General features: G+C 29.6%; 18 protein-coding genes. 10 read left to right on the top strand and 8 right to left on the bottom strand.

The window, feature by feature from the left end:
* Window positions 1–4 precede the first annotated feature (4 nt).
* The 9 genes from MHN29_RS09695 to MHN29_RS09655 all read left to right on the top strand — a co-directional run bounded on the left by MHN29_RS09695 (window position 5) and on the right by MHN29_RS09655 (window position 16903).
* On the top strand, window positions 5–949 hold the full coding sequence (locus tag MHN29_RS09695; RefSeq protein ID WP_235274799.1) for a hypothetical protein: 945 nt from the start codon (window positions 5–7) through the stop codon (window positions 947–949).
* A gap of 52 nt (window positions 950–1001) precedes the next feature.
* Window positions 1002–3161: a type II secretion system protein GspD gene (locus MHN29_RS09690; RefSeq protein ID WP_235274800.1), complete on the top strand. Its 2160-nt coding sequence runs from the start codon at window positions 1002–1004 to the stop codon at window positions 3159–3161.
* A gap of 18 nt (window positions 3162–3179) precedes the next feature.
* Window positions 3180–4376 (top strand): hypothetical protein, encoded by a 1197-nt coding sequence (locus tag MHN29_RS09685; protein WP_235274801.1) that lies wholly within the window; start codon window positions 3180–3182, stop codon window positions 4374–4376.
* Window positions 4369–4887 carry a hypothetical protein gene (locus MHN29_RS09680; RefSeq protein ID WP_235274802.1) on the top strand — a complete coding sequence of 173 codons (519 nt, stop codon included), beginning with the start codon at window positions 4369–4371 and terminating at the stop codon, window positions 4885–4887. The genes MHN29_RS09685 and MHN29_RS09680 overlap by 8 nt, the downstream gene beginning before the upstream one ends.
* Window positions 4888–4974: 87 nt before the next feature.
* Entirely contained in the window at window positions 4975–5508 is a 534-nt protein-coding gene (locus tag MHN29_RS09675) for an OmpH family outer membrane protein (RefSeq protein ID WP_235274803.1), read from the top strand.
* Window positions 5509–5559: 51 nt separating this feature from the next.
* Window positions 5560–6165 carry a hypothetical protein gene (locus MHN29_RS09670; RefSeq protein WP_235274804.1) on the top strand — a complete coding sequence of 202 codons (606 nt, stop codon included), beginning with the start codon at window positions 5560–5562 and terminating at the stop codon, window positions 6163–6165.
* Window positions 6166–6225: 60 nt separating this feature from the next.
* Complete coding sequence (locus tag MHN29_RS09665) at window positions 6226–11691, top strand: hypothetical protein (protein ID WP_235274805.1); 5466 nt, start codon at window positions 6226–6228, stop codon at window positions 11689–11691.
* A 12-nt stretch (window positions 11692–11703) separates the two neighbouring features.
* Window positions 11704–16359: an RHS repeat domain-containing protein gene (locus tag MHN29_RS09660; RefSeq protein WP_235274806.1), complete on the top strand. Its 4656-nt coding sequence runs from the start codon at window positions 11704–11706 to the stop codon at window positions 16357–16359.
* Window positions 16340–16903: a hypothetical protein gene (locus MHN29_RS09655; RefSeq protein ID WP_235274807.1), complete on the top strand. Its 564-nt coding sequence runs from the start codon at window positions 16340–16342 to the stop codon at window positions 16901–16903. The genes MHN29_RS09660 and MHN29_RS09655 overlap by 20 nt, the downstream gene beginning before the upstream one ends.
* A 430-nt stretch (window positions 16904–17333) precedes the next feature.
* On the opposite strand, the gene MHN29_RS09650 is transcribed toward MHN29_RS09655, so the two are convergent.
* From MHN29_RS09650 to MHN29_RS09615, 8 genes are read right to left on the bottom strand one after another with little or no spacing between them, the layout of a single operon-like run.
* Window positions 17334–18464 carry a type II secretion system F family protein gene (locus MHN29_RS09650; RefSeq protein WP_235274808.1) on the bottom strand — a complete coding sequence of 377 codons (1131 nt, stop codon included), beginning with the start codon at window positions 18462–18464 and terminating at the stop codon, window positions 17334–17336.
* The gene (locus tag MHN29_RS09645) at window positions 18464–18931 is read right to left on the bottom strand and encodes a hypothetical protein (RefSeq protein ID WP_235274809.1); all 468 of its coding nucleotides are present in this window, start codon (window positions 18929–18931) and stop codon (window positions 18464–18466) included. The genes MHN29_RS09650 and MHN29_RS09645 overlap by 1 nt, the downstream gene beginning before the upstream one ends.
* Window positions 18918–19283 (bottom strand): type II secretion system protein J, encoded by a 366-nt coding sequence (locus MHN29_RS09640; protein ID WP_235274810.1) that lies wholly within the window; start codon window positions 19281–19283, stop codon window positions 18918–18920. Before MHN29_RS09640 ends, MHN29_RS09645 begins: the two co-directional genes overlap by 14 nt.
* Window positions 19271–20542: a hypothetical protein gene (locus MHN29_RS09635; RefSeq protein ID WP_235274811.1), complete on the bottom strand. Its 1272-nt coding sequence runs from the start codon at window positions 20540–20542 to the stop codon at window positions 19271–19273. Before MHN29_RS09635 ends, MHN29_RS09640 begins: the two co-directional genes overlap by 13 nt.
* A complete protein-coding gene (locus MHN29_RS09630) occupies window positions 20542–20997 on the bottom strand; it encodes a hypothetical protein (RefSeq protein WP_235274812.1) in 456 nt (151 codons plus the stop codon). Before MHN29_RS09630 ends, MHN29_RS09635 begins: the two co-directional genes overlap by 1 nt.
* A 1-nt stretch (window position 20998) precedes the next feature.
* Window positions 20999–22225, bottom strand: coding sequence for a hypothetical protein (locus MHN29_RS09625; RefSeq protein ID WP_235274813.1), 1227 nt, complete (start codon window positions 22223–22225; stop codon window positions 20999–21001).
* Window positions 22225–23508 (bottom strand): hypothetical protein, encoded by a 1284-nt coding sequence (locus MHN29_RS09620; protein WP_235274814.1) that lies wholly within the window; start codon window positions 23506–23508, stop codon window positions 22225–22227. The genes MHN29_RS09625 and MHN29_RS09620 overlap by 1 nt, the downstream gene beginning before the upstream one ends.
* A gap of 28 nt (window positions 23509–23536) precedes the next feature.
* On the bottom strand, window positions 23537–24940 hold the full coding sequence (locus MHN29_RS09615; RefSeq protein ID WP_235274815.1) for a GspE/PulE family protein: 1404 nt from the start codon (window positions 24938–24940) through the stop codon (window positions 23537–23539).
* 369 nt (window positions 24941–25309) lie between these two features.
* Between MHN29_RS09615 and MHN29_RS09610 the strand changes: the two genes are divergently transcribed.
* Window positions 25310–25564, top strand: a complete 255-nt coding sequence (locus MHN29_RS09610; protein WP_235274816.1) for a hypothetical protein — start codon at window positions 25310–25312, stop codon at window positions 25562–25564.
* Window positions 25565–25633 lie beyond the last annotated feature (69 nt).

Genomic DNA, 25633 nt, shown 5'->3' with positions numbered 1-25633 from the left:
AGCTATGAATAAAATAAAGAGAATAGCAAAAAAGAGCTTAGCACTTTTAGTATTTGTTTTTTTTGCATGCGAAGCAATCTTATTAGAGGATATATCAGATAGTGTTGTAGAAATTGTAGCACCAACAGATAATGTTACAGTTGAAGAAGGTGCAGTAAATTTTATATGGGAAAGCATAGCAGATGCATCATCATATCAATTACAAATAGCTAAGCCAACATTTGCTCAAGCTTCTCAAATTGTATTGGATACAGTTATTACTAAAAATTCATTTACACATACTCTAAAAATAGGAGTATACGAATGGAGAGTAAAGGCAAAGAACACAGAATATGAAACGGGTTATACAACTCAGGGAATGGAAGTGATAAATGCCGATTTAACCAATGCAGAAGTAGAGTTGTTATTACCAATAGATAAAGCTGTAAGTAATCAAGTAACTCAAAAATTAAGTTGGAAAGAGTTAGCAAGTGCTACAGAATACAGATTGCAAATTTGGGAACCAAACGACCAAGGAACCAATATAAAGGATGTAATAGTAACAGATAATTCATTTACTTTTGATTTTACAGAAGGTGATTTTGTTTGGAAAGTAAGACCACAAAGTGCATCACAAAATGGTAAATATTCTTCAAGATTAATTACCATTGATTCAAAGAAACCAAATACTCCAGAAAATTTAACTCCAGCGAATAGTACTTCACAAACGGAGACTACAATAAATTTTACATGGAAAAGAGCTGATATAGTAGGTACGGAAGAGGTAGATAGTATTTATGTGTTTACAGATGCTAGTTTATCAACATTAAGCTTTAAAGGAATAGGGGCAAACAAAGCTTTTACAAAAGATAATGTTGAGAAAGACACGTATCATTGGTATGTACAATCTTTTGATAAAGCGGGTAACAAAAGTGAAAAGAGTAGTACATTCACTATAGAAGTGAAATAAAAATGACTAAGAAAGAGGAGAGAAAATCTTCTTACCAAAAAAATATACTATTTTGATAAAAAAAATATTCATAGTACTGTTTTTTGTCTATTCAGGTGTTCTTTTAGCACAAAAAGAAACAGAATTTGAAAGAATAAACAAACTAGAAACAACTTTAACTACATTAAAGAATACCATACCTAATTTAGAGAATAAAGTAAATTTTAATATTACAAATTTAAAATTACCATTATTCATTAAAACACTTAGTAAAGAGTCTAAAGTAAACTTAAGTATACGACTAGAAGGAGTTGCAAACATAGTATTAACTCATAATTTTACAAACGCTTCAGTTAGAGATATAGTTTTATATCTATGTAAAGAATATAAGTTAACATTTAATGTTACAGGTAATATTATTTCATTAAGGAAATTTATACCAGTTCCAGAAAAACCAAGTTATATTCCGAGAAATATTTTAGTAGAGTATGATAAGGGAAGAGATTTATTTTCAATAGATTTAAGAAATGATTCTTTAGCAGTAGCTTTTAAAAAAATAACGGATGTAACTGGTAAGAACCTAGTTTTTTCTCCTGGTTTAGGTGGAAAGAAACTTTCAGGATATATAAAAAACAAATCTTTTGAAAGCGCTGTAGATAAATTAGCTTTTTCAAATCAATTAAGAGTAACAAAAACAAAAGACGATTATTATTTATTTGAAAATGATGGAGAAATAGCTTCTAGTAATTCTCAAAGGATTAGAAATGGAAGAAATGGAGGGATAATTAAACCTAAAAGGTATAGAGAATCGAATTTCTTTTTTAAAGTTAAAGATAGTGTAAAACAGCTCCTAGATGTTGATTTTGAAAATATAAAGACAGGTTCTGTTATAAAGGATATAGCGAATGAATTAAACGTAAATATGTTTACCAATGCACCTTTAAATAACATTGGGATGGCTTCGGTAAAAGCTAATAATATCACTTTTGATAAATTATTAGAAAAATTATTGGAGGATAAAAAGTTTACTTTTAAAAAGAAAGATGGAGTTTATTATTTCGGAGAAGAAACTCAAGCTTCATTAAAAACAACAGCTATTATTTCCTTAATGCATCGTTCAATAGAGGTTATGAATCAGCCAATGCAAAGTAGGACTAATAGAAATAGTTTTAGTCCAGGCTACAATACAGGAGGAATATATACGTCTAATACGAATAACTTCAATAACCAGAATCAGAATTTTAACGGAAATAGAAATTTTAATAACAATAGCAATAATTTCAATAATAATAGAAGAAATGTACCTACTCAAAATAGCAATTTTGGTAGTTATAGTTCAAAATCAGAAGCTCTAATTAATATTATACCAAAAGATATAACTAATGGTTTAGATGTCCAAACAGATAGGGAGTTGAATAGTTTTGTTGTAACTGGAGACTCACAAAAAGTAGAAAGGTTTAAAGATTTTATAAAGAAAATAGATAAACCTGTTCCAGTAATTTTAATAGAGGTTATGATTTTAGAAGTACAGAAATCAGCTACGGTTTCTGCTGGAGTAGAGTTAGGTTTAGGAAAAGAGCCTACGACTGATCAAGGAACCTTATTTTCAGCAACTGATTTAACTTTAGGAGCAACTTCAATTAATAAAATTATTGGTGGGTTTAAAGGATTCGGATCTAAAAATATAGGAAGAGTGGTACCTAATTTTTATGCTAAGATTCAAGCAATGGAATCTAACGGTAATGTAAAAATTAGATCTACACCTAAATTATCAACATTAAACGGACACCAAGCTACTTTATCTAATGGACAGCGTAAATACTATGCGGTAACAAGAAGAGATATTATAGGGTCTCAAAATCCACAAACGTCTGAAATTAAGAATTATGTTCCAATAGATGCAGATTTATCAATAGCGATTAAACCTATGGTTTCTGGAAATGAACAGATTACGATGAGTATAAATGTAGTGCAGTCTAATTTTAATGGAGAACGTATAGAGCCAGAAGCACCTCCAGGTATGAATTCTAGAGAGTTTAATTCAACTATAAGAGTAAGAGATCAAGATGTAATTATTTTAGGAGGGTTAGAAGAAAACTTAAAGAATGATTCAGGGAGAGGAGTGCCATTTTTATCAAGAGTGCCAGTAATAAAATGGCTTTTTAGTAAAAAAACTCGAACGGATTCAAAAACCAAGCTTTCAGTATTAATTAAACCAACAATTATACGTTAGTATTAAAAATGCAGGAAGATGAATAAGTTAAAACAAAGGTTGTTTTATAAGAATAGTTATTGCACTATAGAACATTTTATTTCTGATAATTCAGAGAAAATAAATGTTTTGAATGTTTCCAAAAAAAAGAATGAGTTAGTAATAACAGATAGGAATCAATATAAAACACCAGAAGAAGTTTTAACTAGTTTTAAAACACAAAAGCATTCATATTTAGTAATAAATAATCAGCAAGTATTATCAAAAAAGGTAAATATTGTAGATGAAGACGAAAGATTAGTTGTAAGAAACACATTTCCAAATATAGTATTAGGTGATTTTTATTATGAAATGTATTCAAATAAAGAAAGTACTTTTATAGCTATATGTAGAAAGAACTATGTTGACGAGTTGATAAAAAAATACCAAAAGTTGAAAATATCAATTGTAGGTTTTTCATTAGGTAATTTATCAGTTCAACAATTATTACCTTTTTATGAAAGAAGTTTATATACTTCTAATGCTTATGTTGCAATTAATAATAAGCGAGTTGAAGAGATAAGTAAATTAGAAGTTAAAGAAGAAACGTATTCAATTAATGATTTAAGTATTGCTAATAATGAGGTATTAGGATTAGCAGGTGTATTAAGTGTTTTTTTTGATAAAAGTATATTTCAAAAAGGCTTAGAGGAACAAAACTCAAGATTATTAAAGAGTTTTACATCTAAAAAACTATTTGATATAAGCCTGAAAGTAGGCTTAGGGTTTTTATTTATTGTTTTGTTGATAAACTTCTTGTTATTCAGTAGTTATAATTCAAAAGTTAATGAATTAAATGAGTATGTTGTTCTGAATAAAACTCAAAAAGAATTTTTACTACGATTAAAAAAAGAGATAGCTCAAAAAGAAAAAGTAGTTAAAAGTTTAGAAACAGCATCATTATCAAATGTATCAAGATATTTAGATATCATAGCTAAAGAAATTCCTAATACAATATTATTAAAAGAGCTGAAGTATCAGCCAATAAAATCGCAGGTAAAAAAAGATAAACCAATATTAGCTGATGAAAAGAATATTTTGATAAAAGGAATTACAAAAAGCAATGAAGACTTTTTGAGGTTAGTATCAAGTTTAAAAAAGAATGATTGGGTAGAAAATATTACCATTATTAAATATGGAAAAGAAAAAACTGCTAATTCATTATTTGAATTATTAATACATATAGGAGATGAATAGTTCTCAGAAAAAAATATTGATACCTGTAGTTTTTTTAGCAGCTTTATTTATAGTGTACAAGCTAGCAATAAAAAATACATTAGAATTAAAGTCAGAATATTCTGAGTTATTGAAAGAGAAACAGCTGTTAGATAATGCTACAGCGGAAATTAATTACTTGAATAAAAAGAAAAGGCATTTAGATGCTTTTTTAAAAGAAAATAAAATATCTGTAAATAGTTCGTTTCAGCAAATATTATTGCAAAAAATAACGCAGTTTTCTTTAGAAGACAAAGTAGAAATAAAAGCTTTTAATAAACCTCATATACAGAAAAACAATTCTACAGTATTAGAAACCTATTCTTTTGAGATAAAAGGTAGTTATATGAAAATATTAAAACTCATCAACTATATAGAAAAAAGTAATTTAGGAGAACTATTTTCTGTGAGTTTTGAAAAGAAAAAAAATTATAGAACAAGAAAAGAGTTTTTAACAGCCAAAATCTATTTAAGAAGATTAAAGAATAAATAAATTAAGCTTTTTTTAACAAAAATTAAATAATATATTTGTCTTCCAAAAAATTGCAAATTCAATCAATAAAATAATTAAAAAACAAGCATGAAGAAACTAGCTTTTCCTTTAGCAGCTTTAGCTCTAATATTTTCAATCTTAACCTTTTTTTTATCACAGAATTCATCAGAGTTGGTGTATGTAGATGTGAATAAATTATTAGATGGTTATAAGAGAACTAAGGTTGTAAGAGCAGAGTTTGAGAAAAAAGCCAAGGTGTTAAAATCGAATGTAGATAGTTTGGTAGTTGACTGGCAAAAGGAGTTAAAGTTATATGAAAAGGAGCGTTCAGGATATTCGAAGAAAGAGTTGAAATTAAAGCAAGAATTGTTAGGGAATAAACAACAGCAAATAAATAATTATCAGCAAGCAATTCAGAAGCAAATTCAAGAAGCTGATAAAAAAGCTACTCAGACTGTTGTAAATGATATTAACGACTATGTAAAAGAATACGGAAAAGAGAATGGTTATAAAATTATCTTTGGAGCAAGTGGATCTGGTAATGTAATGTATGCAGATGAAAGTTCAGATTTAACAGCTGTAGTATTAGAAGGCTTAAATAAAGAGTTTCAAGGAAAGTAAAATAGAATTTAAATATTGCTATAAATAAAAAGAGTTAAACACGATTAAGCTATGAATCGTTATTATGTATTGCTTATAGGTATACTATTGTTAAGTAGTTGCAGAACAAAATCTTTTGATACAAAAGATGAAATGTGGAGCTACTTACAAGATACAGATCATGGTTATTTACAAGAGAAAAATGTAAATAACTATGATTTTTCGTTGCTATATAAACCTACAGATTTATTAGTACTACAAGAGTTAGGTGAGGTAAATGATAAAGAAAAAATAAAAAAACTTCGAGATAAATACAGACAGTATTTATATTTCACTTTATCGATGTCAAGAAATAACAAAGAGTTATTGAGTACCACACCACGAAATCGAAATGAGTTTGGACGAATGGTGAATGAGCTAGCCTTTGGAATGGATAAAAAAGTACATGTTTTTACACCAAAGAAGGATACATTAGGATTGCTGGATTATGTATATCCAAGAATGTATGGGATGAGTAGAGCAACAACAATGTTGTTTGTGTATCCAAGAGATAACAAATATTTAAAGGAAGAGTATTTAAACTTAACAATAGGTGATTTAGGAACTTATACAGGAGAAGTAAAGTTTAAGATTCCAACCAAATTAATAAAGAACGAACCTATACTGAATTTTAAATAAAGTTGTACTACTAATTAGTTATAAGGTATTAAACATATAAAAAGAGAAAATACTAAAATTATGATAAAGAATAAACAAACTAGAAGAATTGCTATTGTTGTTAGTTTATTGGTATTGTTTTCATGGAGAGTAAGAGCACAAGGTCCTGTAGCACCTGAGGCTGCAACTTTTGAACCAGTAGATGCAATGGATATGGTAAATTTGGTAACTGGAGATTTATCCTATGTTTTACCCATATTAAATGTGCCAAGTCCAGAAGGAGGTTATCCATTAACTTTAAGTTATCATGCAGGAATTGCTGTAGATCAAGAAGCTTCGTGGGTTGGTCTAGGTTGGAATATTAATCCTGGAGCAATTAATAGATCTGTCAATGGAGTTCCAGATGATTGGAAAGAAGAAAAGCTCTCTTCATTAGTGTATGATATAGGAGGTACGGTTACTAGTCATGATTTTGGTATTGGAGTAGGTTGGGGAAAAGGTAAATATTCAGTAGGGTTGTATGCTTCGTATGCTGAAAATAAAGCGTTTGGAGGAGAAACTACATATAGTTTTGATCTAGGGGTTTCTGGTGGATATGGGAATTTACAAGGAAGAGCTGGTACTGATGGTGTAGGGTTAGCTTTTGGCAAAAGATATAACTCAAAGAATGAAAATACTTCTGTTAGTGCAGGAGGTGCTATTGGTATAGGTTATTCCTTTAAGAAAGGAGCTTTTTCTATAGCTTATTCAGTAGATTATGGAGTAGAAAAAAATAGTAGTACAGGAACAGGAACAGGAGCAAATGCTAAATCCAAATTCAAAGGTTCGGTGGGTATTAGTAGTTTAAGTTCTTTAGGAGGAGGTAGTGGAGATTTAAATTCTTCAATGAGTATTGCACCTGCAGGGGATAGTTTTAATTTAAATATTTCTATTTTTTTATTGAATATTAATTTTTCAAGTAGTAAAATTAGATATTGGCATTTTGATTCTAAAGCCTATAAAAGTATTGGTACATTGTATGCTGGTAATAATAAAAAGGTAAGAGATGGTGAGATGTTTGGAAACCTTGTAGGTTTTGATACTTATTCTAGTACGTATGACCAAACAGATGAGTCTGTACTTAATAAAGAAATTTATTTGCCTTCTTATGATTTTTATTCAGTATCTGGTCAAGGAGTGTCAGGTAATATAAGCCCTAATTTGTTTGAATACGGTTCTTTAACACCAAAGAAGAGAGATTTTAATTTGAAAGGAGTAAGATATATGACAGAGTCATATATTAGAGATTCTTTTACTAAGGAGATTAGTAATAATAGTGACAATATATATTTTTATTTTAACAATGAAAATTCTTCATATTTAAATATTAATGCAAATCAATGGGGAACTACTCCAGCAAGTGTTTATGAGTTTTCAGATATTGCTTCACCAACATCTACCTTAAGTTCCAAAGTAACTATTGATGGAGTTGAATATGATAATTTGAATAAAGTATCCAAAAGATTGAAAAAAGGAGATTTTATTGAAACATATACAAATAAGCAACTAATTGATAACCCTTCATTAGTTTATAGTCCTGCAAATTTTAATAGGAATCATGTTGAAGTTCCAAAGGATGGAATTGGAGCATTTAAAATAACTACGGCAGATGGTAAAACATACCATTATTCTGTACCAGTTTATCAAAGAGAACGATTTTCAAGATTTGCAAAGTATGATGAGAATATTAATGAAAAATTTTATGAAGAGTTTCAGTTGGCCCCTTATGCTACTCATTGGTTATTAACGGCAATTACTGGATCTGATTATGTGGATGATGGAGATGGTAAATTATCAGAAAATGATTTAGGTTATTGGGTAATGTTTGATTATGGAAAATGGAGTGATGGATATACATGGAGAACACCTAGAGGAAGTGACCTTAGAACGACACCTACTTCTAAAACTTATGAATGGGGTGTAAGAGAAGTATATTATTTAAACGCAGTTAAGACAAGGACGCATACAGCTTTGTTTATTAAAGGAAAAAGAAAAGATAATAAGTCAATAGCTAAGTTGAATTCAAAAAACTATCAAGCTAATAATTATGTTATAAAAAAGTTTGAGTATAATCCTGAAGATGATGGCTATTATTTTAAAGGTTTAGGAGAAACTTTACCTAAAGGTTATGGAACTTTTAGTGCAGGTAAGTATAGAACTGTTCATAAAGTTAACGTTGAGTATAATAGATATAATCATGACTTATTAAAACTTAATAAAATAGTGGTATTAAAGAATAAGTTAATACCAAGTGATTTTAACTATTCAAATCCAAGTGAGTCAACTTCACAGATTAAGGCAAGGATAAAGTTAGTAGAACAAATAACTTTATCTGAAGATAATTGGGGAGCAGTATCTTCTTGGGATAATTATAAAGCACCAGTTACAATTCATGATAAAAGTTGGAAAGGTGAGTACCATGAAAATGTGTTAGAGGAAGAGGATTTATTACATCATATACCCAACATAGATAATTTATCTAGTAACACCATAGAGTTAATACAAGACTATAGCTTAGCTACGAGAACACCTAATGCAAATAATACATTGAGTGGAAGATTAACGTTAAAGAAAGTACAATTGAAAGGAAGGAATGGTATTAGATTGGTTCCTCCTTACCAGTTTGAATATGGAGCTAATTACTCGTATAGTTATAAAGATATAGATGATTGGGGGTATCAAAAATATAGTGCGGCGGCTTGGAGTATGAATAAAATTATTGATCCAATAGGTTCAGAAGTAATAATTGACTATGAAAATGATGATTATTCTGAAGCAGTCAATTATGAGACTTTTTTTAAGGAAGGTTTGAAGTTTGTTTTTTATAACTATAATGGGAAGTTAAGATTTGATGTGACAAACTTATATTCAAATAATCCAAATAACGTAAACTTCTTAAATTTTTTTAAGGAGAACTTAAAAGCAAAAGTTAATATTTGGGCTTGTACGAGACATGAATATCGAGATTGGGATTGTCAAGTGAGATGGGGAAAGGTAAATATTGAAGATAAACTTGTAGATGTAGTTAGTGTTGTTAATAATAAAGTAGTTTTTGAAACAGATTTAAATTTTTCTAAAGATCATAGGAGTGGTAGAGATAGTTACTTATTTGGTAGAGAGTTTTCTTATGATATGAAAGATTTACAATTAAGAAAGAGAGGTCTTTGTCCTGACATGGGTGGAGGTTGTCCTGATGCTACAAAACACGTTTTTTATTATAATATTGCTTCTAATATAACTGAAGAAAATAAAAACGGTGGAGGTGTAAGAGTTAAACAAATTAGGGTTAAAGGAGATAATAAAACATATACTACAAATTATTATTATAATCAAGAAGGTTTTGATAAAAACAAGAATGATATCAATTATAAATCATCTGGAGTAACATCATACGCTCCTTCTAAATATAATAAGAATATTAAATATATGTCAGAATTACCTGCACCTTCTGTACTGTATGGTAATGTAGTTGTTGAGAGTGATGAATTTATAAATAATTATAAGTTTAAAACACTAGCTAAGGAAGTTGAATCTGGTACTAGTTATAGTTTAGGAGATGTACTTCAAATCAGCAAAGTACAAGATGAAAAAAACCTTCCAATTGATGTTACTTATTATAACAGAGATCACTTAAAAACTTCTATTAATAAATTAAATAAAGGGAAGTATGAAATAAAAAATAATTTTTCAATGCTTGGTAAATTATTAGAACACAATGTTTATAATAAAGAAGAACAATTACTAAGTAAACATGAAAATAAATATTTGCCTTTAAGTGAAATTAAACAAGGTGTTAAAAGCGAATCTTTTAATACGTATTCAGTAGTTGGAGATTATTGGGATGTGAACAAAATTTACAAAACATATCAATTAAGTATTACGTCTAAATCAGTATTTCCGTCAGTATTAAAGGAAACTGTGATTACCGAAGGAGGTCAATTAAGAAGAGATGTTTTTAGTAAATATGATTTTAATACAGGAGAATTACTTGAAACTAAATCTTATATGAGCCAAGGAGAACTTTATAAAACCAAAAAAGTTCCAGCTCATACAATTGGTGCTTACTCAAAAATGGGCTCAAAAGTTGACAATGAAACCAATAAAAACATGCTTGTTCAGGAAGCTGCTAATTACAGTTATATATTTAGAGATAATACATGGAAAGCTCTAGGAGTTGGAATTACTACTTGGAAGAATTCTTGGGATTACATTCTTAATAATAGGACAACTAGTTCAACAAATGATATTTGGAGAAAACATCGTAGTTATGTTTGGAAAGGACTTAAAAATGAAGATGGAACTTTAGGTTTTACTGAAACACAAGGAGAAGTTGATTTTAATTGGACTATTGGAATTGATCAAAGTGATAATTGGCAACTACTTAATGAAACTACTCGTTATGATCACTATTCTCAGCCAATAGAGGTAAAAGATATTAATGGTAATTACGCCACTACAAAGATGGGAGATTCGTATTCTAAAGTAATTGCAACTGCTAATGCAAATTATGATGATGTATACTATAGTGGTGCGGAATATGTTGACGGAGCTTATTTCGATGGAGGAATAAAGGCTACTGGGTATAAAACTGTTTTAGAATCAGAAGCGCATACAGGAAGAGGTATTGTAGAGGTTGGAGCAAATATTCCTGCTTTTGAAACGTTAGTGCCTGAAAGAAAAGAAAGAAATAAGGCAATTTATCAACGCTTTAAGCTTTCGGTGTGGGTTAAAAAATTAAGTAATGGAACTGTTCCAACATTAAAAATAAATGTTGGAAGTTCTATAGGAGATTTAGATTTTGAAGATGGAGAAGATGTTAGAGCTGGGAATTGGGTAAAAAAGCAAGGCTATATTACAATTCCAAGTGAAGGAACTACAGTTAGTATTAAGAGTCCAAGTGTACAAGTGCAGTTAGATGATTTTAGGTTACATCCAATGAGTTCGGGTATGATGAGTTATGTATATAACGAATGGGATCAAGTAACACACATAATAGGAACTAATGGGTTATATACACATTATAAATATGATGCAGTAGGGAAGTTATCTGAAATTTGGGCTGAGGTTACGAATGATACAGGGATAACTGAAGGTAAAGTAAAGATAAAAGAGTATAGGTATACCTATAAGAAGTTTGTAGAAATGGATACAAATGGAAATGGAGAGTTAGAATTAAGTGAAGTATATACTACAATAAATTTAAGTTTAGGAGCTTCTTTATTGAATTCAAGTACAGGTAGTTATGTTGTTAGGACTTATATTTCAGGCGGAAGTGGAGATTTTGAGTATAGATGGGTATTACCTAATTCATCAAGTACAAATACTACTTATAGTTCATGGAGTGATACCCTTAGTGAAATACCTATGTACTTAGATTGCGATGAACGAAAATATTACAGATGCCAAGTAAAAGATAAGGTTACGGGAGCTATTAGAGAGGCAATAGGTACACATATTAGAGCATGTGGCGATGGTGATGGAGATATAAAAGAAATAGAAGAACAATAAAAGCTAAGAAAAATGAATAAGTTTATAGTAAGTTTAGTTTTCATATTGGTAGGTGTATTTTCAGTTAAAGCACAGATTAAGATTGAAGATCCAGATGTAGGAGGAGGAAGCACTACAGTGTGTATGTATAGAGATGCAGATGGAGATGGCTATGGTGCGGGTTCACAGATTTGTGGATTAACAATTGGTACACCTGGATACTCGATTAAAAATGGTGATTGTAATGATAATAATGCGGAAGTAAAGCCTAGAACTTGGTATCGAGATGCAGATGGAGACGGGTTTGGATTAGATACTGAATTTAAAATAGAATGTGTATTAAGCAATAGTTTAACAGGATGGTCTTTGGTAGTAGGAGATTGTGATGATACTGAGGCTGACATAAAACCATTGACATGGTATCGAGATGCAGATGGAGACGGAATAGGAATCGGAAGTGAGTCAAAGGTGGTATGTGCATTAGGAAATGTATTATCCGGTTGGTCTTTGGAAAAAGGTGATTGCAATGATTCTAATTCAAGTGTAGGAGTTATAAAATTGTATAGGGACCAAGATAATGATGGATTGGGAGATCCAAATACACCACATTATGCTAATAATAGTACGTTTACTAGTGTTTGTGAAGCGGAGGGGTATGTGACTAATAAGGATGATAAGTGTCCATTGAATGCGGGTAGTTCGGCAAATTCAGGATGTCCAGTTGGTGAAGGGTTTGTTATTGAAGCAAGAAACTCTTTGTATGAGAAGAGTTATTTGATTAACAAGAAAGTTACAAGCGAATCTAAAACTTATTATAACGATTTGGGTAAGATAGAACAAGGCTTGAGTTTAGATATAAAAACTAAAAAAGTTTGGGGATCTCATACTTTTTATGATGCAGAAGGGCGTTTATCTGTACAAACATTAAGTAGCCCAGCTTATTCAAATGAGACTTTAGTTTTTAAATCTGATTTTGTTAAGAAACCAGATGGAACTGTTTATAAAGGAACCGATTTTGATGGAGTATTACCTGAAAATTCCCCTAAAATAGGAGATGAATTGAATTCTTTAGGGTGGTATTATAGTAATTCTAATGCTTCAGAGCCTTTTCAAGATAAGACTGATCGTCCTTATTCTCGTAACATTTATAGTAGTTTAATACCTGGAAGTGTAAAGCAGGTTATAGGAGGAAATAAGCACGATACTAATGGGAATGGTACTATAGATGAGGACAATGATAAATGGAAAAGAGGTTATATTTTTTCAATGCCAGCGGGACAAGAAATGTATTATGTATTTGGTTATGATGCTTTTCCTCACAATCCATCAGAAGCAAGTACTTATGCAGGTATTACATCGGTTTTAAATGGAAGTAATAATCATATAGTTTGGTTAAAGGCAGGAAAAACAGTAGTACAAGATGTACATGGGAATGAATCAGTAGTATTTACTGATACTGATGGAAAAACGTTAGGTGCTGCACGTTCTGGAGGAACAAAAAAATATGAGGTGTTGTCTTTAATTGGAGAACAAAAGTTTGTTGATATACATATTCCAAAAGAATGTCATAACACATTATCTTTTTTAGGAAATAGTGCTGATTATAAAATATATAATTTAAAAACAGAACAAATTATAGGAAGTATTACAGAACCAGGTTTTTACAGGATAGAATATATAGGGACTAATGAGCTTACCAAAAGTCATGGGCTAACTTATATAGATAAATCTTCAAAAGTAATCCAACCAGTATTATCAGATGCAGCGGGAATACGTTATAAAGTAAACTATTATGATTATAGTTTAAATTATTATAATACCGTAGGGCAGTTAACAGCAAGTTTACAACCCTTAGGTTTTAATGAAGACTGTTTAACTGGTTTAAAAGAAAAAGCTTCTATAGATCATAATAATAATTTAAGAAGCACATTCGAATATACTTCGTTAGGAGAATTAAAAAGAACGACAAGTCCAGATGAGGGAGAAGCATGGTTTAAATATGGTAAAGATGGGCAAATACGTTTTTCTCAAAATAGTAAGCAAAAATTAGCAGGTGAATATTCTTTTACACATTATGATGAATTGGGAAGACCTTATCAAAGTGGAGTTGCAGTAGGAGGATCTTTTTCTTCTGCTGACCCTGAAAGAAGTTTACCAGGAACTATATATTTTCCATATACTTCTTTAAAAGAAGTACAATATACTCAGTACGATTTTATAAATAATACTCAGAAAACATGGTTAGAAAATAAAGCAGGAGATGATTATAAAAATCCGACTTTTTTATCAGGAAATGTAGCAAGGACTTTTAATGATGTCTCTGAAACTTATTATAGTTACGATGTATATGGACGTGTAAAATGGATAGTACAAAAAAATATAGGATTAGATGATGCTAAAACAATAGATTATGAATATGACCCTGTAACGAGTCAAGTTGTAAAAGTAGATTTTGAAAAAGACAATGAAGGAGAACGTTTTATTCATAGGTATACTTATGATCCGGACACACAAGCTTTAGTAATGGTAGAAACATCGAAAGATAATAGTACTTTTACAATACACGCAACTTATGAATACTATAAAGATGGCTCTTTAAAAAGAACAATTTTAGCAGAAGGGATTCAAGATATTGATTATGTATACAATTTAAATGGACAGTTAAAAGGAATTAATGATCCAACTTTAGCTCAAGAACCAACGTTAAATCCAAAAGGAAATGATTTGTTTGGGTTAAAGTTAGACTATCACGTAGGTGATTATATAAAAGATGATCGATTTAAAACAAGTCATATGCCTGAATTTGAAGATCAGTATAATGGTAATATAAAATCTATGAAGTGGAATGTAAGGAGCACAAAAGATGATACGAGTAGTCCATTGCAATACAATTATAGGTATGATAGAAATGATTGGTTAAAAGAAGCTATTTTTGATGGATTTGGAAGTCAACAAACATCTGCTCCTACAAAATTAGAATTGAATTATAAAATAACAAGTGCACAGCATTTAAAAGCAACAGAATCTATTGTTTTCAAACTAGGTTTTGAAGTTAAAGCAAGTGCTTCATTAGAGTTTTCTGCAAAAATAGTAAGTTCAAGTTCTAGTGGTACTTATGGTCCAAATGATTATAACGTTAGTAATATTACTTATGATGCGAATGGGAATTTATTAAGTTTAGATAGAAATAAGAGTACTGAAGAGATAGGCGGAGTAGATAAAAATGAAATGGATAAGCTTAGGTATGAATATAAAAAAGATGCCAGTGAAAAACTATTAGGTAACCAATTGTTAAGAGTTGATGACTCAGTTACTGGAATTACAAATTCAAATGATATTAAAGATCAAAATGGAGATAATTATAAGTACAATAGTATAGGACAGCTAACAGAAAACATAGGTGAAGATATTAAGTATGAGTACAATGCAAGCGGTTTAGTTACCAAAGTATTATACGAAGATAAACTAAGAGTAGCTTTTAAGTATAATGATAAAGGATATCGAATTCAAAAATTGAGTTATGATTCCGATGGTATTACAGTTATAAAGGAAACAAACTATGTATTGGATGCTTCAGGTAATACGATGGCTATCTATGAAAGTCAACAACAAAAAGAGTTGCCTATTTATGGAGCAAGCAGATTAGGAATACACAATAAAGTATCCGGAGCAAACGTTTATCAATTAACAGATCATTTAGGAAATGTACGTGCTGTAATTGTAAAAGATGGAGATAATGCCATTGCTATTTCAAAAACAGATTATTATCCTGGCGGAATGCCAATGCCTAATAGGCAAATAATTAATGGCCAACCATATAGATATGCGTATCAAGGAGAATATGCCGAAACAGACCCAGAAACTGGGAAGCCAGCTTTTCAACTTAGATTGTATGATCCAAGGATAAATAGATGGATTTCTCCTGATCCATATGGTCAATACGATTCGCCATATCTAGCAATGGGGAACAAACCACATTTACTGGTTGATCCTGATGGAGGGTGTGTTGATGATAAAGGTAATCCTTGCCCAATACCTAAACCAGGTGAACTTGCATATGATGGAGGAGGAAATCCATGGAGTTATTCAGATGGAGCTTGGAATACTGAATTCCGTTTTGGATTAAGCGAAGTGGTGGTTAATGGAGAATCTGCTGGTTATATAAATTATAAAAATGAATATTATGAAGAGCATCAGGAATTTCAAAATGCCGTAAGAGGTGCTGGAACTAAGTTTTTTAATCATGAAGTTACACAGGCAGTTATGATGTTTTTACCAATGCCACCAATATTGGGAGGAGCTAGTAAATTTGTAGGTAAATTTGGACGATTTAACCTTGTAAGTAAGGGATTTAAAGGATTAAAGTACTATGGGAAAAGAGGAATTACATATTTTGGATATGGATATAAGTCATTAAAAGGTATTAGTATTAGACATCATAAGTATTTTAGTAAGAGGGTTTTTTCTTTAGATTATCATCAAATAGTTGTTGGTGGGGCGAAAAGATTACACGGTCATTATATTCAAAAAGGTATTTCAAAAGCGAGTAATCATCTTGATATAATAAAGTTTGTTAAGACTTCTGGTTTACATGGATTAAAAAGATTATACAAAGGCCCTATTTCGAAAAAGGCAGGAGGAATAGAAAAGAAAATAAGACAAGCGTTAAATGAAAGAATCCAATATTAATAATTATATTTTATTTAAAACCTTTAAAGAAAGAAATGTTACATCAGATTATATTAGTAACTTTTACAGTATTGACAAGAGAACGTCAGAAAAATTTGATGAAGTATTTCAGAATAGTATTCACCTTTATTTAATTCAGAAAATTTATACAAAGAATAATAAGGTATTTATTAAATTAAGTATTTCAGAGAAAAATATTATTACTAAGTATTTTTCAAAATTTAATTTTTCAAATAATTATTTTTTTATAGAGGCTTATTTGGATGAATTAATTGATTTTTTTACAAATTATAAAGGAGAAGTTGGAGAATTTATGATTTTTAATAATAAGAATCAATCTCTACAAGGGTTTTTAGAGCAAAATTTGAAGCAAAATTATTTTTTGTTCAGTTTTTTTAATCTATTTAGAAAACAAAATTATCAATATAAGTACTTTGAAAAATTTGGTAATAATGTTTTACGCTTTTATCTAGAGTCTGGTGTTTATCAATTCTATTCAGCTATTCCTAACTGGCATTCCCGCACCTTGATATTTGAGCGTTAGCAGAAATGGTAAGTTTTTAAAGAAAGTTAATAAATAAGCTAACATATATACTAGCCATTTGTAATGGCCCCCGTTCCCGCTAGTTTGCAACTAGTGGCAAGCATGAGTAAGTTTTTACAGTGAACGATTAATAGTTTTATAACTATTAACAATAAAAATACAAACTACCTTAATTTTAATTAATTAAGGTAGTTTTTTCTTTCAGCGAAGTTCGCTGATGGTTTCGCAGAGTTTTTATTTGGTCAGCGGAGTTCGCTGAAGGTTTTGCAAAGTTTTTATTACGTCAGCGAAGCTCGCTGATGGTTCTGCAAAGATTTTATTAGGTCAGCGAAGCTCGCTGATGATATCAAATAAATCTTGACTTAGTCCTCGTAAAATTGTTGAGTATAAAAGAAAAATAATAAGTTATAGTACATATGAGTTATAAAAACTATCCCATTACAGTACTTAATTTAAACATAGGTAAATACATAGCTACTAAAATAACTGCTACAATACCTCCTAAAACTACAATAATTAACGGCTCAACAGTAGCGCTAATCATTTTAGATTTATTTTCAACTTCTTGGTTGTATTGGTAAGTCAATCGATTAAAAATAGTTTCAGTTTGGTTAGTTTCTTCAGCAACTTTAATCAATGAACTCATTTTCTTGTCAAAAAAAGGTTCTAATGAAATACTTTCATGCAAGGTTTTACCAATTAAAATACTGTTTTCTACTTTGTCTAAAGCTTTTTGAAGCGGGTAGAACTCAATCATGTTTTTAGTCAACTGAATTCCATTTAATAAAGGAACTTTAGCCCCAACCAATAAAGAGATAGCTTGTGTAAACTGTGCTAGTTTAACTTTACGAACAAACCCACCTACAAAAGGAATTTTAAGAAGAATAGCAGAGCTAATTCTTTTATACCATTCCTTGTTTTTAAAAACTTTGATAAACACAAATATTAAAACAATGAATAAAAAGAATACCCAATAATATTTGGTAAAACTATTAGACATGGCAATAATTTTTTGAGTAATCCAAGGAAGTTCAACTCTATTTTGTTTAAAAATATCAGCAAACATAGGTACTACGAATTGTAGCATAAATAAAACAGCTAAAAAGGCAGTACATAAAACTACAATAGGGTAACTTAAAGCATTAATTACAGTTCTACGTTGCTCATTTTTTCGTTTATAAAAATTACCTAATTCTTCGGCAACACTTTGTAAAGTCCCTGTTCTTTCTCCTATTTGAATAGAGTAGTATTCATATTCAGAAAACTTATTCTGAGCTTTAATAGCCTCAGAAAGGTTTTTACCCGTAATTAAGTCGTTTATTATGTTTTTGAATAGTTGTGAGTCTATTTCTTTTTTTTGTTCGTTAGCAATAAGCTCTAAGGCATCTTTTAGTTCTAAGCCTGCTTTTAGTAATACTGCTAATTCAATATAAAAGGCTTCCTTCTTTTTATTAGAAAAACTGCTAAACAGCGTAATTTCTTTCTTAAGTAAAGAATCGATGTCAAAACCTTCTTTTTTTTCTTTGGTTTGATTAGGGATGTTATCTAATTGAAAAGCCATTAATTACTATTTAAATAATACGATGCGTCTTTAATTTTATACACAAACAATTTGTTATTTCTAAAACTCACACTAGTTTCTAACTGAATTGCATCTATTGTTCCGTTAGTAACTGTTACACCATCTAAAAACAATTGTTTGTTTTGTATTTGTACCTCTAAAGTATCGTTATTTCTAATTACAAAATCATTCTGAAAACTATAAAAAACAGTATCAACGCTATTTACAAGTTCAAGTCTGTTTATAGATGCATTATATTTACAATGATACTTATTAAAATCTTGCCATAATATGCGCTCTAAAAACTGAGTTTCTTGTCTTGTATGAAAATTGTTTTTAATAGAAGATACTTGTTTTTGTACCAATGTTAAGGTAACAAAGGCTAAAGAAATAACTATACTAGAAACTACCAATACTATTAGCATTTCACTTAAAGTTATGGCTTGTATTTTTTTAGTTATTTTCAATAGCAACTAGTTTTTTAGTACGTTTCTTTTTCGACTGTATATGTGTCGCTTCAAAAATAATAAAGCTATGATTGTTTTCAGTATGTTTTAAAACCTCAATTTTCCATTCATCGTCTTCAGCATAAAAAGGAACTTGCAAAGTACCATTTAAATATTGGTATTGTAGTTCGTTTAGCTCAGTTTCAATAGCCTGATTATTTACTCTGGTAATATTATGTAGAATATTGTTTAAAGCTGCTGTAGCGATTCCAAAAATCAATAAAATTAGGGTAGTAGCGACCAATACTTCTGTTAAAGAAGATGCTTTAACTTTTTTGTTGATATATGTATGTAAACGCTTTAATAAACCCATTTTGCAACTTTTAATTTGGGATTTTTAAATGACAATCCACAATATTGTTTTGGTAGCTTATCGCTGTTGATTACGCCATGGTAAATATGGTTTGTATAGGTACTACCAAACTGTAATGTGATAAAACTACTTGTATATACAGAACCATAAACGGTACCAAGTAATTCTAAGTTTTTATTGCAATATACATCACCAGTAACAATACTATTTTTTGAAATTTTTATTTGTGGAGTAAAATTGATACTGGTTTTTAATGATTCTTGCTCAAATAATACAACTCCTTTGACAGAAGAATTAGCATCTATTTGAATTAATACTTTGTCTTTATTATTAGAATTGGTGTTTTGTTGTTGTTTATTAAGTAAAACCAAAGCAGAAGGGTAGGCAAGATGACAGTTTTTATTTACATGAATTTTTTTAGAAGAAAACACTTGGAAATTCCCTTTAACATTCGATTTAATTTCTACCTCAGGAGCAATTAAAATAATGTCTTCTAAAATTGCTGAAGAACTTACTATAATTTTAGTGCTAGAATGGAGAATAATGTTTCCTTTGAGTTTAATATTACTTAAAAATAAATGACCATTATTGGTATTTACTAATGTTTCTTCAGTAAAAGATTGATGCTTTTGAAGACCATCACTTAATTCGAAAAAAGATGTGTTATCATTTAAGAAATTTAAACGAAGCAAGTTTTTAAAGTATTCTTTGTTTGCAATTTCAGGTAATGTCTTAGTACTAGTTTTTCTAGTTCCATAAAACAGTTTGTCTCCATTAAACGAAGTTCCAGCAATATTACCAGTACTGATACCTTGTTTTGGTAAGGATACATTACCTACAATTTTAGAATTACCTACTAAAATAAGACGAGCATAAGTTTCTTTAAGATATAAAGCTTCTCTTTTTAAATTGTGATTTCCTAAAATAGCAGTTTTAGAAAAATGTTCGTTTTTTACGTTAGAGCTTACAGTAGCAAGATCAAAAACACCCCAATGTTTTTTTACAATACTTGTTTTTTCTTGAATATTATCAGAAACTTGGAGTTCTTTAACTTGGTTGTAAGAAAGTTCATCGTTGGCTAAAGAGTGGAATCCGAATTGAACATTAAGAACAGCTTCTTTAAAAAAAGCGTTTTTTGTTTGTAGTTTTTGTTGAAGGTATACTAAAGAAATAAAAGCAAATAAAACGAGTGCTATAATAGTAGATATAGCTAATACATATTGTAAAGCACCCGCTTTAAGCTTTTTGAAAAAAATCATTATTCTAACAATTGAATTGTTTTTGAAACCGAGTTAAAAACAACAACTGCTTTTGAGCTATTTGCTTTTTTTAAGGTAACCTTATGTAAGGTTTGTCCAATAGACATCTCTTCTTGTTTACCATTAATTGTAAGGATAAAAGACTTTGAACCTCCTTCAATAACCCCATTGTATGTAATGTTTGGAAAAGGAATGTTGGTTTTGGGTGCTTTTTTTCTAACAATTACTTTTTTCTTTTTGTCAGAAGGTAATTTTCCAAGAAAAGGATCACGATAATCAGCTTTTACGGTATACGCTTCTTGTTTGGTTATTTTTTGGGGAACAAACTCAAAAGAAGAAGCTGTAGTTACTTCTGGTGTATTTGAAGAAAACTGATTAAAAAACTGATAACCAATAATTCCCCAAATAAGGATTACAGCAGCTAATAATAAATATGTTTTTTGTTGTTTAGTCAATTTATTTTAAAATTAGTTTTTCAAGCTTTAATAAACGGGCTTCTAAAGTACTGTTTTTTTCTTTTTGTTTCTGTAGCTCTTTTTGTTGTTGAATAGTATACAAAGTAAGTTCTTCAATCTTCTGTAATAATTTTCTATTCATTTCACCTAGCTCTATACCATCGTTTTCTTTTACTTCTTTAGCACTAGGAATATTTTTAAGATGTCCCTTTTCTTTAATGTGTTTTTCAACTTCTTCTAAAGTTGGTAAATTGTAGTCTTTGTTAAAAACAAAATCTGGCCACCAATTAGTTTTTAGTTGTACTTTAATTTCTTCAGTAATAACATTTCCTGCAATAGCAACTTTATAATCATCTGGTATAGAAGTAGTACCTATTCCTACTTTATTTCTATTATTTAAAATAATATCATGACCTTCAATAGTAACTTTACCATTATTTCTAGCCCATAAAGTAATATTTCCACTTCCAGGTGAAGTTAAATTTTCAGCATATAAACCACCTCGATGATGTCCACTACCTGAGAAAGCTATACCATAAGGAGTACTTAAATTACTAACTATTGAAATTTGATCTTTCCAAGTAGGTCTTTCATTATTAATTTCTAAAAGCATTAAACTTTTATTTGATCTACCTCTTAAATCAAATGAAGTATTAGAAGTCTCAAATATTTCTTTTCCTTTTTTTAGAGCAGGAGGTGTAAAATCATCAATGTCGGTTCCAGTTGGATTCTCATTAATTATAATTTGTTGATGAGCTGTAAAAGAAGATACTTTTTGTCTAAGATGAGAAATCTTAGCTTTGTAAATACTGTAATATCGAACATCAGCATAAATAGATATAACTTTATTAGGATAACCTCCAGAACTAGTACTATGATTTACAGGTTCTCCTAATGTAATTTTTGCATTATGTGCAATACCATAAGATTCTAAATGAGTTACTATAGGAGAGGTACCAGTAGTTCCTGTACCGTATCCTAGTTGAATTAAAAACTTCTCATAGCCTGAAGAATAGCGTACATTAAATAGTTCAACCTCAATAATACTGCTGTTTTGCCAATGATGTGCATTATAAATAACTTTAGCTATTTCATATCGTTTGGCTTGTAATGCATTTGCAGCAAATTGACCTGTTACAGTTGAGTTTAATCCATTTTGACTGATACTGTTTTGACTAAAAGAAATTGAGCTAATGATTAAAAATAGTAGTGTAATAGTCTTTTTCATTATTTATTTTTTTCGAGATTATTAATTCTTTTTTCTAATTTTTTTATGATGGAAAGTAATTTTTCATTATTACTTTGAGATTTTTCAATTTTACTTTTTTGCTCCTTTAACTCTTTTTGTTGTTGAATAGTATATAAAGTAAGTTCTTCAATCTTCTGTAATAATTTTCTATTCATTTCACCTAACTCTATACCATCATTTTCTTTTACTTCTTTAGCACTTGGAATATTTTTAAGGTGACCTTTTTCTTTAATATGTTTTTCAACTTCTTCTAAAGTTGGTAAATTATAGTCTTTGTTAAAAACAAAATCTGGCCAGTTAGAATAAGTTGCAACCTTAACTTCTGTAGCAGCTATTCTACCATCTACACCTAATTTAAACCCTTGAGTATCATCTGTACCTATACCTACATCACCATTTCCAAAAACAGTTAATCCGTTTGATAATGAATGTGTTCCTCCTAAGTTAATTGTATGAAAAGAATTATTACTGGAATCATAATTGTAAATATATGTATTGTCAGCATCATTAGTATTTATGGTTAATCTTTTATCAGGTTCTCCGACCTCATTAGAAAAAACAGATATAGATGATTTAGAAGTAAAACTATTTCCTGTTATTCTACCATAAGTGATTAAATTTGAAGTTGTACCTGAGCTACCTATCCAAACATCTTTTCCTGTACTATAATTAAGAAATAAATGGTCAAAGTCAGCACTTGCACCATTTTTCCCGTTTATATGTCTTACTCTAAGAGATTTATTTTCTGTGCCTCCAATATTAACACTACCCACAATTTCCATATCTCCAGTAACGTTATTTTTATATGGAACGGTAACTACGTTGGTGCCAGATATAACTTCATCTACAACATGCCAATTTTGGAAATTTGCTTCAACATATTCTTGAGATAACCCTTTAGCGTAAGTTCTTACCTGAAATCTGTTAAAATATTCTCTTGAATCTAAGAAAATCACAACTTTTCCGTTTTCATTAGCTAATTGAATTGGAGGAGCATAAGCACCAAAACTTGTAGCGGCATAATTTCTATAGCCTCCATTGTATATATAATAATTAAGAATAAGTCCAATAGATTGACTTTTTCCATAATTATACCCCTCTATTATAATTGTAGGCATTTGAGAACCATCTGTGTATGGTAAATTTGTTTTAATTTTAACTCCATGTGTTGGAGTTCCATTAAAATAATAATTCAAAGGTGTATAATTTTGAGCAGATAAGCTCAAAGAGAATAACAATGCAATAAAAAATAATTTTTTCATAGTAATAATTATATATGTGAGTAGATAATTAGTTAATTAATAAAGGATAAATTTCATCTAAAGATGTAACACCATTTTTAACCATACTAATAGCATTATCTTTTAATGTAGCAATCTTTTTTTCCTTTAAATAATCTGTGATATCTAAGTCTTTTTGCTGAATGTTTTCAACTAATTCTTTTGTAATAGGGATTATTTCATAAATAGCTTTTCTTCCTTTATAACCAGTTTGGTAGCAAGTAGGACAGCCTACGGCTTTATAATGAGTATCTATTTCCTCATTTAAGAGAGCTTCTTTAGGAAGAGCATTTTTATCAGTAGTGACTTTAGTTTTACAGTTGTCACATAATTTACGAACCAATCGTTGGGCAACACTTACATTTAAAGTACTAGCTATTAAAAAAGGAGGAACTCCCATGTCAATTAACCTAGAAATTGTAGCCCAAGCAGAGTTTGTATGAATTGTAGAAAGTACTAAGTGACCAGTTAATGCGGCACGTATAGCCATATTAGCAGTAGCCACATCACGAATTTCTCCAACCATAATAATGTCTGGATCTTGACGTAAAAAAGTACGTAACGTACTAGCAAAATCCAATCCAATACTTTCTTTTAACTGTACTTGATTTACTCCTTCTAAAGTATACTCAATAGGATCTTCAATAGTTAAAATATTAGTATCGTTTGTATTTAAAAGCTTAAGAGTAGCATATAAAGTAGTTGTTTTTCCTGATCCTGTAGGGCCTGAAATTAAAACAATACCATTAGGTCTTTTAACTGAGTTTTTATAAGTACTTAGCTCTTCTTCTGAAAACCCTAAATTTTCCAATTGAACAGTTAAACTGTTTTTAGAAAGAATACGAAGTACTAGTTTTTCTCCATGTAATGTAGGTAGAGAAGATACACGAATATCAAAATCTTCTTGTGCATTTGAAAGATTAATACGACCGTCTTGAGGTAATCTCTTTTCAGAAATATCTAAGCCAGCCATTATTTTTATTCGGTTTACAATTTTTGGATATTCACTTTTAGAAATAATATACTTTTCTAATAGTTTACCATCAATTCTAAAGCGAACTCTATTTTTATGCTCAAAAACTTCAAAATGTATATCACTACTTCCAATTTGTTTGGCTTCGTGAATTAAATTTAGAAGAAAATCTTCAGAATAACTCATAGTAGAGCTATTCGTTTTTCTATAGTTTTTTTGTAATAAAAAGTTTATAGATTCTTTGTTTTTCTTAACCAAATGAAGTTTTTGACCTAATAAAATCTCTAATTCCGAAGCAATATCCAATAAATTATCGGTATCAGTAACAGCATGAATAGTCCCATTTTGGTAATCAAAAGGAACAATACGATAGCCATAAGCTATATCAGAACTAATTTTTTGTAAAAATTCAGTAGGTATATCTGTCAAAAACTTTTCCATGCAAAAAAATTATAGCCCTGCAAATTTAAGTAATGAAATTTAAAAACAAGGACATAACTATATTTTTAATTAAGTTAGTTGTAATAAAATCGAAATTAATTCTATTGTTTATAAAGAAACTATAGTAGTTTTGTAAATAAAAAATTGGTGTATTTATTTCTCATATTTTTAGTTTTATTAGCAGTAATCTTTATACAAGACTTAAAAGATAGGCAGGTTTATATCTTTTTATTTATGCTTACTGCTATTGTAGGAGGTATAATTTATTATTTGAAATCCACACCATATGTATATTTAATTAATATTAGTGTCAATTTACTATTCATCTTACTATTATTTTTTATTCTTAAAATTTATAGTAATTATAAGATGAAGAAAGGTGTTTTTGAAACCATAGGCTTAGGAGATTTTTTCTTTTTTGGAGTTTTAGCAGTAAGTTTTCCAATTATCAGTTTTTTTGTTCTCTTTTCAGTGTCATTAATCTTTTCATATATATTATTTGTAATACTAAAACCAAGTTTAAAAGAAAAAAACGTTCCTTTGGCTGGATTTCAAGCGTTATTCTTAATAATAATTTTAGGAATAAACTCATTATTAGATATTGTTAATTTGTATATACTTTAACATTTAATAATGTTTACAAAAACTTAAGGTAATATTAATTCATTAGCAAATTTTTAAAGAACCGTTAAA

Source organism: Tenacibaculum sp. Cn5-46 (genome assembly GCF_022347705.1).
Classification (GTDB): domain Bacteria; phylum Bacteroidota; class Bacteroidia; order Flavobacteriales; family Flavobacteriaceae; genus Polaribacter; species Polaribacter aiptasiae.
Note: the sequence above shows the minus strand (reverse complement) of the source record. Positions and strands in the feature narration are given on the sequence as shown.